Here is a 14294-nt window from a genome sequence, read left to right as displayed (position 1 = left end):
GTAGACTTTCTCCTGTCGCGAGACACACGATGATCCGCCTCAAGCTGCCTTCGTCCCGCTTTGCCGCAGCCCTGCTGGCGGCCGCCGCGCTTCCGCTCGCGGCCGGCCAGGGCTTTGCCGCGGACACCAAGCCGAGCCCCGTGGCCGCGAGCCCGCTGCCGGCCATCCGCGTCGTCGCCGCCGAGCGCCGCGAACTGGTCGAGACGCTCGCCGTCAATGGGACCGTCGTGGCCCGCGACGAGGCGGCGGCGGGCACCGACCTCAACGGCATGATCGTCACGGCGCTCAATTTCGATATCGGCGACATGGTCAGGAAGGGCGACGTGCTGGCCGTGCTCGACCGCTCCATGCTCGACACCCAGCTCGCGCAGATGCGGGCGACACGCGCCCAGGCCGAGGCGAGCGTCGCGCAGATGGACGCCCAGATCGCCGATGCGAAGGTGAACGTGAAGCAGGCGGACGAGGAACTGGAGCGCGCGGTCGCCCTGCAGAAGAAGGCGGTGGCGAGCAAGGCGCAGCTCGACAATGCCCAGAACGCCGCCGCCGGTGCACGGGCCAAGCTCGATACGGCGGTGAAGGCGCTCGCCGCCAGCCAGGCGCAGATCGCCGTCATCGACGCGCAGATCAGCGGCGTCGAGGTGCAGATCGACAAGACCGAACTGCGCGCCCCGGCCGACGGCCTCGTGCTGGCGCGTGCCGCCACCGTCGGCGGCGTCGTCTCGCCGAGCAGCGGCCCGCTGTTCCGCATCGCCATCGATGCAAAGTTCGAGCTTGAGGCGAGCGTCGCCGAGACGGCGCTGCCGCGGCTTGCCGTCGGCATGGAGAGCGCCGTGGCGCTGCCCGGCGTGGCGGAGCGGATCGACGGCAAGGTCCGCCGCATCGCGCCGGAAGTCGACCAGGGCTCGCGCCTCGGCCTGATCCGCATCGCCCTGCCCAAGGAGGCGCCGGCGCGCGCCGGTTCCTTCGCCCGCGCCGAGATCGAGCTTTCCCGCCGCGAGGGCGTCGCCGTGCCGGTCTCGGCCGTGCTCTACCAGGGCGAGACGCCGCTGCTGCAGGTGGTCCAGGAGGGCCGCGTCGCTACCACCCCTGTGACGCTCGGCGCCCGCGCCGCCGGCAATGTCGAGGTGCTGTCCGGCGTGGCCGAGGGCGAGGAGGTGGTGGCCCGCGCCGGCACCTTCGTCGCCGACGGCGATCAGGTGACCCCGGTGCGCGATGTCGACACGACGGGGGCGGTCAAGCCATGAACTGGAACTTTTCCGCCTGGGCGATCCGCAACCCGGTTCCGCCGATCCTGCTGTTCATCGTGCTGACCATTCTGGGGCTGATGAGCTTCGAAAAGCTGCCGGTCACCCGCTTTCCCAACATCGACGTGCCGATCGTCAACGTCACGGTCACCGACCCTGGCGTGGCGCCGAGCGAGCTTGAAACTCAGGTGACCAAGCGCGTCGAGGACGCCGTCTCCAACATCTCCGGCGTCAAGAACGTCACCTCGACCATCACCGAGGGCAATTCGCAGACGCTGGTGGAATTTCGCCTGGAGGTCGATACCCAGACGGCCGTCAACGACGTCAAGGACGCCGTCGAGCGCATCCGCAGCGACCTGCCGGCCACCGCCGACACGCCGATCGTCAGCCGCGTCGACGTCGAGGGCCAGGCGATCCTGACCTATGCGGTGTCGGCGCCCGCCATGACCATCGAGGAACTGTCCTGGTTCGTCGACGACACCGTCATCCGCAAGCTGCAGGGCCTGAAGGGCGTCGCCCGCGTCGACCGCTATGGCGGCGTGACGCGCGAGATCAAGGTCGAGCTCGACCCCGACCGCCTCAACGCGCTCGGTGTCACCGCCGCCAACGTCAACCGCGCGCTGTGGTCGGCCAATGTCGATTTGACCGGCGGCAGCGGAAAGTTCGCGGCCCGCGACCAGGCGATCCGCGCGCTCGGCGGCGCCAAGACGGTAGCCGACCTGGAGGCGCTGGAGATCCCGCTGTCGGGCGGGCGCATGGTAAGACTCTCCGACATCGCCACCGTCACCGATGCCTGGGCCGAGCCCAAGAGCTTTGCCCGGGTGAACAACCAGACCGTCGTCTCCTTCGGCATCTTCCGCGCCAAGGGCGCCAGCGACGTCGAAGTGTCGGAGCGCGCCACTGCCGCGATCGCCGCGCTCGAGCAGGCCCATCCCGGCGTGAAGATCAACAAGGTCGACGATTCCGTCACCTATACGGAGGGCAATTACGACTCGGCGATGGAGATGCTGTTCGAGGGCGCGGCGCTCTCGGTCATCGTCGTGCTCTTGTTCCTGCGCAACATCCGCGCCACGATCGTTGCCGCGACGGCGCTGCCGCTCTCCATCATCCCAACCTTCTGGGCGCTCGACATGATGGGCTTTTCGCTCAATCTCGTCAGCCTGCTCGGCATCACCCTGGTGGTCGGCATCCTGGTCGACGACGCCATCGTCGAGATCGAGAACATCGTGCGCCACGTCAAGATGGGCAAGTCGCCCTACCGCGCCTCGCTGGAGGCGGCCGACGAGATCGGGTTGGCCGTCATCGCCATCTCGGCCACCATCATCGCCGTGTTCGCGCCGGTCTCGTTCATGGGCGGCATCGCGGGCCAGTATTTCAAGCAGTTCGGCCTGACGGTGGCGGTCGCCGTGTTCTTCTCGCTGCTGGTGGCGCGGCTCCTCACACCGATGATGGCGGCCTATTTCCTGCGCGGCGGCGGCCATGAGGAGCCGAAGCCCGGCGCCTTCCTGCGCGGCTATCTCGCCCTGCTGCGCGGCACGCTGCGCTTCCGCTGGCTGACGCTGCTCGCCGGCATCGCCTTCTTCGCCGGCTCGATCTACGCCACCGGTTTCCTGCCGTCCGGCTTCATCCCGCGCGAGGACGCCAGCCGCATCGTCTTCTCGCTGGAGCTGCCGCCCGGCAGCCTGCTCGACGACACGCGCGACACGACGGACGAGGTGACGCGGCTCATGCGCGAGAACCCGGAGGTGGAGAACGTCTACGTGATCGGCGGGGCCAGCCCGACCGGCACGCTGGAGACGCGCCGCGCCACGGTGATCGCCGACTTGAAGCACAAGTCTGAGCGCGACGTGCCGCAATACGTCATCGAGGAGGAGCTGCTGCAAACGCTGTCGGCGCTGCCGGACCTGCGCGTCTACTTCGTCAACGACCGCGGCGAGCGCGCACTGGCCTTCGGCGTGATGGGCAGTGACGGCGCCGTGCTCGACGAGCAGGCGCGGAAAATCCAGAGCGCCATGACCGAGACCGGCAAGTTCCGCGCCGTCAGCTCCAACGCCGCGCTCGACCGGCCCGAGGTCATCGTCGCGCCGGACCTCGTCCGCATGGCCGAGCTCGGCATCTCGACGGCGGCGCTGTCGGAGACCTTGCGGGTGGCCACCATCGGCGACATCGACGAGAATCTTGCGAAATTCACCGTCGGCGACCGCCAGATCCCGATCCGCGTCCAGCTCAACGAGAAGGCCAAGGACGACCTGTCGGTGGTCAGCACCCTGCCGGTGCCGACCGCCAATGGCGGCACCGTGCCGCTGTCATCGGTCGCCGACATCCGCTTCGGCCAGGGCCCGTCCTCGATCAACCGCTTCAACCGCGAGCGGCGCGTCGTCATCGGCGCCGACATGGCTGAGGGCGCCGAGCTCAGCGAGGGGCTCGGCATCGTCTGGTCGCTGCCGGAGGTGAAGAATATGCCGGCCGGCACGCGCATCCAGGAGACCGGCGACGCCGAGATCATGGGCGAGGTGTTCGAGGGTTTCGCCACCGCCATGAGCACCGGCCTGATGCTGGTCCTGGTGGTGCTGATCCTCCTGTTCGGCTCGGTCTTCCACTCCTTCACCATCCTCGGCTCGCTGCCGCTGGCGATCGGCGGCGTGGTGGCGGCGCTGTGGCTGACCAATTCGGCCGTCTCCATGCCGGTCGTCATCGGCATTCTGATGCTGATGGGCATCGTCACCAAGAACGCCATCATGCTGGTCGACTTCGCGGTCGAGGAGGTGAAGCAGGGCGTGCCGCGCGCCGAGGCGATCATCGATGCCGGCCGCAAGCGGGCGCGGCCGATCGTCATGACCACCATCGCCATGTCGGCGGGCATGATCCCGGCCTCGCTCGGCATCGGCGACGGCGGCGAGTTCCGCGCGCCGATGGCGATCGCGGTGATCGGCGGCCTCCTGGTCTCGACGCTGCTGTCGCTGGTGTTCGTGCCGTCCTTCTACACCATCATGGACGACGCGGCGCTTCTGACCGCGAAGCTGTTCCGCTGGCTGGTCCGGCCGAACCGGGCCGATGAGCCGGATGTTTTGGAAGAGAAGGGACACGGGCTGCATATCGTACCACGCCCGACACTGCCTGTGGCGGCGGAATAGGGCGCCATCCCTCCCCCTTGAGGGGAGGGTGGCCGCGAAGCGGCCGGGTGGGCTCGCCGCGGCCAAACGCGGCGCTTTCTTACGCCCCGCGCTGCCTCGGCCGACCCACCCGCCTCGCTTCGCTCGGCACCCTCCCCTCAAGGGGGAGGGAATGTGCCGCGCCCAATAAATTTGCGGTTCGGTCGTAAATCTGCGCTATAGGATGGACAAGCGCCGCCGGGAGGGCGGGCGCATTCCAAATCCGGAGACCCGTGCGCTTGACCCGGCACGAATCGCGAAAGATGCCGACCGAACCGCGCCTGATGGGCCCGGCGGCGCCGATGCGCTTCGCCCTGGTGCCGCCCCTGTCGGCGGCGCGCTGGCTGCTGCTCTTGATCATCGCCGCGGGCATCTATTTCTTCCACGGCTTCCTCGTGCCGGTGCTGGCCGCGCTGGTGATCGCCTTCGCCTCCTGGCCGCTCTACCGGCGGCTGCTGGTCGTGGTGGACGGCAGCCGCACGGTCGCCGCGGCGGTCGCCATCCTCGCCATCCTGATCTTCCTCGTCGTCCCCATCGCGATCGCCGGCAGCTATGCCACGCACGAGGTGCGCGAATGGATCGGCTGGGCCTTCGAGACCAACCGCAACGGCGCCGCGACGCCGGACTGGATCACCGCGCTGCCGATGGTGGGCGAGTGGCTAGACCAGCAGTGGACGCGCCATATCGGCCATCCCGGCGCCATCGGCGAGCTGATCCAGATCGTCAGCGGCGCCAATATCGGCAACATCTACCGGGCGGTGCTGCAGGTCGGCACCGGCGCCTTCAGCCTGCTGCTGACGCTGCTGTTCATGATGATCGCGCTGTTCTTCGTCTATCGCGACGGCGAACGGTTCGCCGGGCAGCTCGACACGGTCGGCGAGCGCATCCTGCCGATGCGCTGGGGCCGCATCTCGCGCGTGGTGCCGGCGACGATCAGCTCGACGGTGACCGGCATGACCCTGATCGCCATCGGCGAGGGCGTGGTGCTGGGCGTCGCCTACTGGATCGCCGGCGTGCCGTCGCCGGTGACCCTCGGCGTCATCACCGGCATCATGGCGCTGATCCCGGGCGGCGCGCCGCTCTCCTTCACGCTGGTGTCGATCTATCTGGTCTCCAGCGGCTCTCCGGTCGCTGGCCTGGCGCTGTTCATCTGGGGCTCGGTCGAGCTGTTCATCGTCGACAAGACGCTCAGGCCCAAGCTCGTCGGCGGCCCTATAAAGCTGCCCTTCCTGCCGACCTTCTTCGGCTTGATCGGCGGCGTGAAGACCATGGGTTTTCTCGGTCTGTTCATCGGTCCCGTGCTGATGGCGCTGCTGGTCGCCATCTGGCGCGAATGGCTGCGCGAGGTGGAACTGACCGACGAGGCGGTAAGCGCGCTGCCGACGGCGGAGCCGGTCGCGCTGCCGCTGGAGGATGAGGAACGCAAGCGCCAGGCAGGGTAGCGCGGCGCTCACGCCAGCCTCAAATCGGCAGCACGGCGCTGCGCTTGTGCTGGCGCAAGGCCAGATTGGACGAGGCGGTCGCCACGCCGGGCTGCGACAGCACTTGCTTCATCAGAAAAGTCTCGAACTCCTCGACCGTGCGGGTGCGCACGATCAGCGTGTAGTCGTGCGCGCCGGTGACAGAATAGCAGTCGACGATCTCCGGCGCGCTCTGGGCGAAAGCCTCGAAGCGGCTGCGCACCTCGGTGCTGTGCGCCGTCATGTTGACGTTGACGAAGACGCAGACGCTCAAGCCCACCGCCAGCGGGTCGACCAGCGTCGCCCGCCCGAGGATGACGCCGTCCTTCTCCATCTCCTGGATGCGTCGCCAGATGGTCGACTGCGACATGGCGAGGCGTTCCGACAATTGCTTGAGCGTCAGCGTGGCGTCGCGCTGCAGCTCGCGCAGGATTCGGCGGTCGCTTTCTTCGGTCTTCATGGCGGCAACTTCTTTCAGGATCGGCCGTGGTTTGAAAAATGTAGCCACATACCATCCTTGAGTTCGGAAGATTGGCAAGATTTTTCAGCGGATTCGCGGGATAATTCCTTCATGGATGCGGCAGCCGCCGCGAGGCCGGCGCCGCCAAAACGGATGGAGGAAGACATGGCGACGCAGAATTCCGCCAGGGCCGAAACGCCCAAGCCCAAGAACCGCTACAAGGATGCCAGGCGCAACGCCGACTGGACGATCGACCAGGACTGGCAGTCCTATTCCGCCGACGAGCATGATCGCTGGGACCGCCTGTTTGCGCGCACGCTGAAGGTGCTGCAGGGCCGCGCCTGCCGGGAGTATCTCGACGCGGTGAAGACACTGCGGCTTTCCGAGAGCGGCGTGCCCAACATGGAACGCCTCAGCGACCGGCTGGAGAAGATCACCGGCTGGCGCATCGCGCCGGTTACCGACCTGGTGCCGGACGACATCTTCTTCGACCACCTCGCCAACCGGCGCTTTCCCGCCGGCGCCTTCATCCGTTCCGAAAAGGAGATGGAGTATCTGGAGGAGCCGGACATCTTTCACGACATCTTCGGCCATGTGCCGCTGCTGGCCAATCCGCTCTATGCCGATTTCATCCAGGCCTACGGCAAGGGCGGCCAGCGCGCGCTGAAGCTCGGCCGGCTGAAGAATCTGGCGCGGCTCTACTGGTATACGGTGGAGTTCGGCCTCGTGCGCGAGGCGGGCGGGCTGAAGATTTTTGGCGCCGGCATCATGTCGTCCACCGCCGAGAGCGTGTTCTCGCTCGACGATCCGTCGCCGCACCGCATCGGCTTCGACCTCGAGCGGGTGATGCGCACCAACTACATCATCGATGATTTTCAGAAAGTCTATTTCGTCATCGACAGCTTCGAGCAGCTTGTGAGGGACTGCACCGAGGATTTCGGCCCGCTTTACGAGCGGCTGGGCAGCGGACCGACCTACGAGCCGGACGAACTCGCCGCGGGCGACCGCGTGATCCACCACGGCACGCTCGACTATTTCCGCGGCAGGCAGGCCAAGGCGACCGCCAATGGCTGAGCGCGTGGTGCTGATCACCGGCGCGACCGGCAATCTCGGCCGCGCCGTCGCAGCCGCCTTCGAGGCGGAGGGGGCGCGGCTGGCGCTGGTCGGCTCGCGGAGCGAAAGCCTCGACGAGGCCTTTCCGAAACGCGATCCGCGCCACCTGAAGCTCGCTGCCGATCTCGTCGACGCCGGCGCGGCCGCCGGCGCGGTTGCCGAGGCGGAACGGCAGTTCGGCCGCATCGACGCGCTCTGCGCGCTGGCCGGAGGCTTCCACATGGGCGAGCCCGTGCACGACATGCCGCCGGACGCCTGGAAGCGGATGATGGAGCTGAATGTCGCCACCGTGATGAACGTGGCGAAGGCGGCGGTTCCAGGCATGATCGCACGCAAATCCGGGCGGATCGTCACCGTGGGCTCGATGGCGGCGTTGAAGGGCGGCGCCGAAATGAGCGCCTATGCGTCTTCGAAGAGCACGGTGATGCGGCTGACGGAATCGATGGCGGCCGAATTGCGCGGCCACGGCATCAACGTCAATTGCGTGCTGCCCTCGACCATCGACACGCCGGAGAACCGAGCGGCGATGCCGAAGGCCGATCCGGAGAAGTGGGTGAGGCCGGCTGACCTCGCCGCCGTCATCGCCTTCCTGTGCTCGGACGGCGCGCGGGCGATGCATGGCGCGCTGGTGCCGGTGGTCGGTCTGGTGTGAGCCATCGGCGCCGCCCTGCCTCCGCGAGGCAGGACGGCGGATCAGGACCGCTCCGCCGGCGCAAACACCGGGCAGGGGACGGCGATGCCGCGCAGCGCGTGTTCGCCGAGCGGAATGAGCGCTTGCGTCGTCTCCGCCGCGAACGCGCCCGATACGAGCACGGTGCGGCCGAGCGGCCGGCAAAGCCCTTCCAGCCGGCTGACCAGATTGACGGCCGGGCCGATCGCGGTGAAATCCAGCCGGTCGGCGGTGCCGATATTGCCCCACAGCATCTCGCCGACATGCAGCGCCGTGCCGAAGGGCAGCGGCGGCAGGTTCTGCGCGGCGCGGCCGCGGTCGAGATGGTCCATGCCGGCGCGTGCCGCTGCGACCGCGCGCAGTGCCGCGTCGCAGGCGGCCGCGGGGCCGCGCTCGCCGATCGGGAAGATCGCCAGCACGCCGTCGCCGATGAATTTCAGCACCTCGCCACCGAAAGCGTGGACCGCGCCGGCAATGCGGTCGAACCAGGCGTCGAGCGCCGCCACCACCTGCTGCGGCGCGGTGTTTTCCGACAGTTCGGTGAAGCCGCGCAGGTCGGCATAGAGCAGGGCGGCACGGATGGTCTCGCCGGGCTCGCGCCGCAGTCGGCCGGACAGAACCTGCGCGGCGCTGCGCCGGCCGAGATAGGTTTCGAGCAGCGCCGCCAGCGTCGATCGCGCGCCGAGCGCCGCCAGCGGCGCGGCGGCAAAGCGGGCCACGTCGCGCAGCAAATCCAGCTCGAAGCCATTGAACGGCCGGGTGCTCGCCCAACCGAGCAATGCGCCGTCGGAAACGCTGCCGACCGGCCTCTCATGCACGGCCCCCAGCGCCGCCAGCCAGTCGCGCCCGACATCGCCTTGCGCGGCGCCGGCGGTCGCGGCGAAGCCGAGCGACTCGACGATCCGTCCGCTGTCGGCACGCCACAGCCATGTCCGCCGCGCGATGATCGGGTGCGGCGCCGCCTGGGTGAGCGCGCCGCCGGCGAGCGGCAGGCCCCCGGCGACGAGCCGGGTGCCCAGCGCGCCGAGCAGCGCGTCGGCGCCGGACAGGCCGGCCGCCTCGTCGACGAGGAAGGAGAGTATCGACGCCAGTTTCATGGCGGCGATCATGCAATGCTGTCAGGCTCCTGTCATGAGGACTTGGCAGCTTTCTTGTCTCCGGCTCGCGCTGGACTACATTGTGGCGGTACCGGGCGCCGTTGCGCGCCGGGACGGGGAGATGGCCGATGACGGAGACGCTGCGCACCGAAATCCAGATCGCGGCCCCGCAGGCGACGGTTTTCGCCTTCCTGACCGATCCCGACAAGATCATGCGCTGGATCGGCCCCGCCACGACGGAGCCGCATCCCGGCGGCATCTATCTCGTCGATGTCGGCGGCAAGCATGTCGCCCGCGGCGAGTTTACCGAAGTGATCCCCGTCCATCGCCTCGCCTACAGCTTCGGCTGGGAAGAGCGCGACAACATGCCCCCCGGATCGAGCCTGGTCGAGATCGACCTCGTCGAGAAGGACGGCGGCACGCTGGTGCGCTTCACCCACAGCGGGCTGCCGGACGAGAACGAGCGCGCCAGCCACCAGAAGGGCTGGAACCACTATCTCGCCAGGCTGAAGATCGCGGCATCCGGGGGCGATCCAGGACCGGATGGGCCGGTCGAGGGATAGGGGGGCATTTTCCCGGATTTCAAGCGGCCGCCGCAGTCGAGATCCGAGCCCCGCTACGCGGCGGGCGTTATCGCAAGGGAGTGGTCCGGTCGTGCCGGCCGACGGCGCGTTTCCCGCACCGGCAGGCCGGTCAGGTACTCCTGCCGTTGGAGGCGACCATGGTCGCCCGGCCGCCGCTGGGCACCACGACGAGCTGCCTGACCTTGCCCTGCTTGAAGGCGTTGAGGAAGCGGTTGTAGTCCTTGAAGGCGACGCAGCCGTGCGATTCCGCCCGTCCGCCGCGCAGCAGGTAGCTGTGGGTGAGAAAACCGTCGCGGCCGTGCTTGTTCTTGCCGTCGACCGGCAGCATGCGGATCGCCTCGACGCCGTGGAAGCGCTTTTCCCGCATCCTGAGATTGTAGGTGTGCGGCGGCGTCGGGCCGTTCATCTTGACATGCACATAGCGCGGATTGTCGGCCATCTTGCCGATGCCGGAATGGGCCTCCAGAACGCTGCCGTCAGGCATGTAGACCTTCGCGGCGCTGATGTCGTAGACGGCCACGCCGTTGCCCGCCCGGGTCCCGCCGCCGAACAGGTTGCGCAGCGTCTGGCCGAACGTGCCGTTGGACTTCTTCTCAGTCGGATTGCTCGGCCGCGCATAAGCGAGCTTTTGCGGCTTTGCCGTCTCGCGTTCATTGGCCTTCCGCGGCTCGCCGGTCCTGGGTGCCGCCGCCTCTTCGCCGCGACGGCCCTCGGGCTGCTCCGTCTCCACGACGGGCTTGCGCTCGCCGCGCGGACGAAGCTGCGGCAGCGGACCGTCGGGCGGCGTGTTCTCGTAGTCCGGCAGGATGACCATGTCGTCCGTGTCGAGGTCCGGATCCTGCGATGCGAGGTCCTCGCCGGCAGGCGGTGTCAGCAGGGCCGACAAGGCGGCACCCGCTCCGGTCGGCGACGGGTCGGCATAGGCCAGCAGCGTTGGCGGCCGATCGGCCGCGACGGTCGGCGGCGCCGCGAACCGCTCGGGCGCGGGCCCGCCGGCTTTCGCCGATGGCCGGCTCGACTTGGTTGAGCCGGAACGGGGGAAAAGGCTGGCGAGTTTTTCGGAGGTCAGGCCCGCTTGCTTCACGGCGGCGTCGAAGCGGGCCGCACTGTCGCTCGCATCGGCACCCTCGAGCGCCAGGCGGGCGGACTTCCCGCCGGCGGAATAGCTCGCGGCCACGACCGGCGGCGCCTTGGCCGCCGCGAGCCGCGCCGCGGTGCCGGGTCTCGCCTGCTCACCCGGCAGCCGCGCCTGTCTCATGTCGAGGCCATGCGGCCTGGGCAGGAACTGGCTCGAACCCAGCGCGAACGGGCCGCTCATCGCGACCATGCCGGCCGCCGACCACACCGTCGCCCCGGCAAGGACAGCGCCGAAGGACGTGATCAGGAGCGGGCGCAACAAGCGGCGCAAAGACTGTGTACGAACGACTTTACTCACAAACGCGTAGCAATCCGGCAATCCCACAAATGTCCTCGGGTCGGCGCGCGACCGCGGCTGCGTGACTTCCGGATTGTCCCCATCTTGAACGAGCGATCGAGAAAGGATGGACAAATATGGTTAAATTTTGCTTTGCGGCCGTCGATCGCCCGGGCGGTTGGTTTGCGGGCCGAAAAACGGAAGGGGATGGCCGGCCGGACGTCGAGGGCGGGCGGCGTTTCCGCAGCGATCCAGCCGGTCCTTACTGCACCTCTCGCGGCCGTATGCGCAGCATCTTCCTTTCCAGGACAACGTCGAAGCGCGACAGAAAGCTCATGCCGATCAGGCCATCCACTCCGTCGCCGAAATCGTCCTCGCCGTCGGACTGGATCACCACCTGCACTCTGCGCGATTCCAGCGAACGCAGCTTCACTGTCTTGGCCCGGGTCAGATAGCCGTCGACGGCACCGTTTGCCGTATTGAGCCGTATCTTCTGTCCTTCCGAAATCTTGAGGTCCGCTCTTTCGGCAAAAGACTTCTTGATCGTGACGAAGGATGCGCCGGTATCGACTATGAACGTGCCCCGAACGCCGTTGACCTGGCCCTCGACCGTGATGACGTCGGAACCCTTGCGGCGGATCTTCTCTTCCTTGACCCCCGTGCTTGCCTGCGCGCACTTACCTTTGTTGCTCAGCCGCCGCAGAATTGCTCGCGTTTGGTCGTTGTCGTGCTGCTCCGGATCGATGGCGACCCAGTTCTCGATGGGCAGCATGGCGTCGCAATATTGGCCGAGCTGCTCATAGCAGCGCGACATGCTCTCATAGCCGACGCTGGAAATTTTCTCCTTGTCGCCGAACAGCTCCACGGCGGACGAGTAGTCGGCGATGGCCTGTTCGCATCGGTTGTTGCGGTCGTAAGCCAGGGCGCGCAGATAATAGCCGTTGTCGCCGTTCGGCTCCATGTCGATCAGCTCGGTGGCAAGCTCGACCGCCCGCTGATAGTCGGAGAGGTCCAGCAACAAGTTGATTGCCCGCCGCAGCGCCTCGCCGTATCCGCCGCAATTCGTCGAGAAGGCCACCAGGCTTTCGGCCGCTTCACGCCGATAGCTCTCGTCCTCGAGTTCCTTGGAAAGTCTGTAGATCGCCTGGCGGTCGCATTTTTCGCGCGAAAGCGCCCGAAGTTCGCGTGAAACCGCCGGCCTGCGGGCGATTTCCGGCGGCAGGGTTATCCCAAGCTCCGGGTTTGCGACCGGCTCGGTAGCACCTTGAGCCCGGGCGGATAACGCGCCCAGGCCCATCAACTGCAGAAAAACTGCAAAGCAGACAAACCAGCGGCTCAATCTACGCTCCCCCCAAAGCATCGAGCCCAATTCTTTTGCAAAAACACGAGCGCTTTGAAAGCCCTCGGAAACAATAATCATCACATCCTGAACACGCCGAACTTCGTGTCCTCCACGGGCGCGTTGAGCGCCGCGGAAAGGCTGAGCGCCAGCACCTCGCGGCTTTTCGCCGGGTCGATGATGCCGTCGTCCCACAGCCGCGCCGAGGAATAGAGCGGGTGGCCCTCGCGCTCGTATTTTTCGAGGATAGGCGCGCGGAAGGCGGCTTCCTCCTCGGCGCTCCAGGCGCCGCCCTTGCGCTCGATGCCCTCGCGCTTGACCAGCGCCAGGACGGTTGCCGCCTGCTCGCCGCCCATCACCGAGATGCGGGCGTTCGGCCACATCCACAGGAAGCGGGGCGAATAGGCGCGGCCGCACATGCCGTAATTGCCGGCGCCGAAGGAGCCGCCGATGATCATGGTGAGCTTCGGCACCCGCGCCGTCGCCACCGCCGTCACCAGCTTCGCGCCGTCCTTGGCGATGCCGCCGGCCTCGTATTTGCGCCCCACCATGAAGCCGGTGATGTTTTGCAGGAAGATCAGCGGAATCTTGCGCTGGCAGCACAGCTCGATGAAATGCGCGCCCTTGAGCGCGCTCTCGGAAAACAGCACGCCATTGTTGGCGATGATGCCGACCGGCATGCCGTGCAGATGGGCGAAGCCGGTGACCAGCGTCGTGCCGTAGGTCTGCTTGAACTCGTCTAGCTCGGAGCCGTCGACGATGCGGGCGATCACCTCGCGCACGTCATAGGGCTTTCGCGTGTCGTCGGGGATGATGCCGTAGAGCTCTTCGGGATCGTGCAGCGGCGGCCTCGGCTCCCGCAGGGCGAGGCCCGCGCTCTTCGTCCGGTTGAGGTTTCTGACGATGCGCCGGGCGATCGCCAGCGCGTGCCCGTCGTCGAGCGCGTAATGGTCGGCCACGCCCGAGAGCTTCGCATGGACCTCGGCGCCGCCGAGGTCCTCGGCGGACACGTCCTCGCCGGTCGCCGCCTTGACCAGCGGCGGGCCGCCCAGGAAGATCGTGCCCTGGTTCCTGACGATGATCGCCTCGTCCGACATCGCCGGCACATAGGCGCCGCCCGCCGTGCACGAGCCCATGACGCAGGCGATCTGCGGGATGCCCGCCGCGCTCATCGTCGCCTGGTTGTAGAAGATGCGGCCGAAATGCTCGCGGTCAGGAAAGACCTCGTCCTGGTTGGGCAGGTTGGCGCCGCCGGAATCGACGAGATAGACGCAGGGCAGCCCGTTCTCGCGGGCTATCTCTTGGGCGCGCAGGTGCTTCTTCACCGTGAGCGGATAGTAGGTGCCGCCCTTCACGGTGGCGTCGTTGACCACGACCATGACCTCCGTGCCTTCGACGCGGCCGATCCCGGCGATCAGGCCGGCCGAGGCGATGTCGCCGCCATAGAGATCCCAGGCGGCGAACTGGCCGATCTCCAGGAAAGGCGAGCCGGGGTCGAGCAGTTGCGCCAGCCGCTCGCGCGGCAGCAGCTTTCCGCGGCCGACATGGCGCTGGCGCGCTTCCTCGGAGCCGCCGCGCTGCACCGTCGCGGCTTTCTCTGAAACATCGGCGACCAGCGCCTGCATGCGGGCCGCATTGGCACGGAAAGCCTCGGAACCGGGAGAGATTTGCGATCTTATGACGGGCATGGCGGCTCTCTGAAGTCGGGGCCTCAGATGCTTACACGGCGGGGGAGGGGCTGGGCAACAGCGGCGTCCCGCT

At 67.6% G+C, this 14294-nt stretch carries 11 protein-coding genes; 6 read left to right on the top strand and 5 right to left on the bottom strand.

Annotated features, from left to right (window positions below):
* Positions 1–29 precede the first annotated feature (29 nt).
* From C7I84_RS01295 to C7I84_RS01285, 3 genes are all read left to right on the top strand, one after another.
* Positions 30–1244 (top strand): efflux RND transporter periplasmic adaptor subunit, encoded by a 1215-nt coding sequence (locus tag C7I84_RS01295; RefSeq protein ID WP_106770327.1) that lies wholly within the window; start codon positions 30–32, stop codon positions 1242–1244.
* Entirely contained in the window at positions 1241–4378 is a 3138-nt protein-coding gene (locus C7I84_RS01290) for an efflux RND transporter permease subunit (RefSeq protein WP_106770326.1), read from the top strand. Before C7I84_RS01295 ends, C7I84_RS01290 begins: the two co-directional genes overlap by 4 nt.
* 281 nt (positions 4379–4659) lie before the next feature.
* Positions 4660–5838 carry an AI-2E family transporter gene (locus C7I84_RS01285; protein WP_106770325.1) on the top strand — a complete coding sequence of 393 codons (1179 nt, stop codon included), beginning with the start codon at positions 4660–4662 and terminating at the stop codon, positions 5836–5838.
* 19 nt (positions 5839–5857) lie between these two features.
* Here C7I84_RS01285 and C7I84_RS01280 read toward each other — a convergent pair whose 3' ends face one another.
* The gene (locus tag C7I84_RS01280) at positions 5858–6316 is read right to left on the bottom strand and encodes an Lrp/AsnC family transcriptional regulator (protein ID WP_106770324.1); all 459 of its coding nucleotides are present in this window, start codon (positions 6314–6316) and stop codon (positions 5858–5860) included.
* A 165-nt stretch (positions 6317–6481) separates the two neighbouring features.
* Here C7I84_RS01280 and phhA point away from each other — a divergent pair, with 165 nt between their 5' ends.
* Both phhA and C7I84_RS01270 read left to right on the top strand, forming a co-directional pair.
* Positions 6482–7390, top strand: coding sequence for a phenylalanine 4-monooxygenase (phhA, locus tag C7I84_RS01275; RefSeq protein WP_106770323.1), 909 nt, complete (start codon positions 6482–6484; stop codon positions 7388–7390).
* Positions 7383–8081, top strand: a complete 699-nt coding sequence (locus C7I84_RS01270; protein WP_106770322.1) for an SDR family NAD(P)-dependent oxidoreductase — start codon at positions 7383–7385, stop codon at positions 8079–8081. Before phhA ends, C7I84_RS01270 begins: the two co-directional genes overlap by 8 nt.
* A gap of 41 nt (positions 8082–8122) precedes the next feature.
* Here the strand turns inward: C7I84_RS01270 and C7I84_RS01265 are convergent, their stop codons facing one another.
* Positions 8123–9196, bottom strand: a complete 1074-nt coding sequence (locus C7I84_RS01265) for an adenylate/guanylate cyclase domain-containing protein (RefSeq protein WP_106770433.1) — start codon at positions 9194–9196, stop codon at positions 8123–8125.
* A 128-nt stretch (positions 9197–9324) separates the two neighbouring features.
* On the opposite strand from C7I84_RS01265, the gene C7I84_RS01260 reads away from it, so the two are divergent.
* Positions 9325–9759, top strand: coding sequence for an SRPBCC family protein (locus C7I84_RS01260; RefSeq protein ID WP_106770321.1), 435 nt, complete (start codon positions 9325–9327; stop codon positions 9757–9759).
* A gap of 130 nt (positions 9760–9889) precedes the next feature.
* On the opposite strand, the gene C7I84_RS01255 is transcribed toward C7I84_RS01260, so the two are convergent.
* The 3 genes from C7I84_RS01255 to C7I84_RS01245 form a co-directional block, all read right to left on the bottom strand.
* Positions 9890–11176, bottom strand: coding sequence for a tlde1 domain-containing protein (locus C7I84_RS01255; protein ID WP_245428274.1), 1287 nt, complete (start codon positions 11174–11176; stop codon positions 9890–9892).
* Between the two features lie 280 nt (positions 11177–11456).
* Positions 11457–12614 carry an aspartyl protease family protein gene (locus C7I84_RS01250; RefSeq protein ID WP_106770320.1) on the bottom strand — a complete coding sequence of 386 codons (1158 nt, stop codon included), beginning with the start codon at positions 12612–12614 and terminating at the stop codon, positions 11457–11459.
* Entirely contained in the window at positions 12614–14221 is a 1608-nt protein-coding gene (locus C7I84_RS01245) for a carboxyl transferase domain-containing protein (protein WP_106770319.1), read from the bottom strand. The genes C7I84_RS01250 and C7I84_RS01245 overlap by 1 nt, the downstream gene beginning before the upstream one ends.
* Between the last annotated feature and the right edge of the window lie 73 nt (positions 14222–14294).

This window comes from Kumtagia ephedrae (assembly GCF_003012745.1).
Classification (GTDB): domain Bacteria; phylum Pseudomonadota; class Alphaproteobacteria; order Rhizobiales; family Rhizobiaceae; genus Kumtagia; species Kumtagia ephedrae.
Note: the sequence above shows the minus strand (reverse complement) of the source record. Positions and strands in the feature narration are given on the sequence as shown.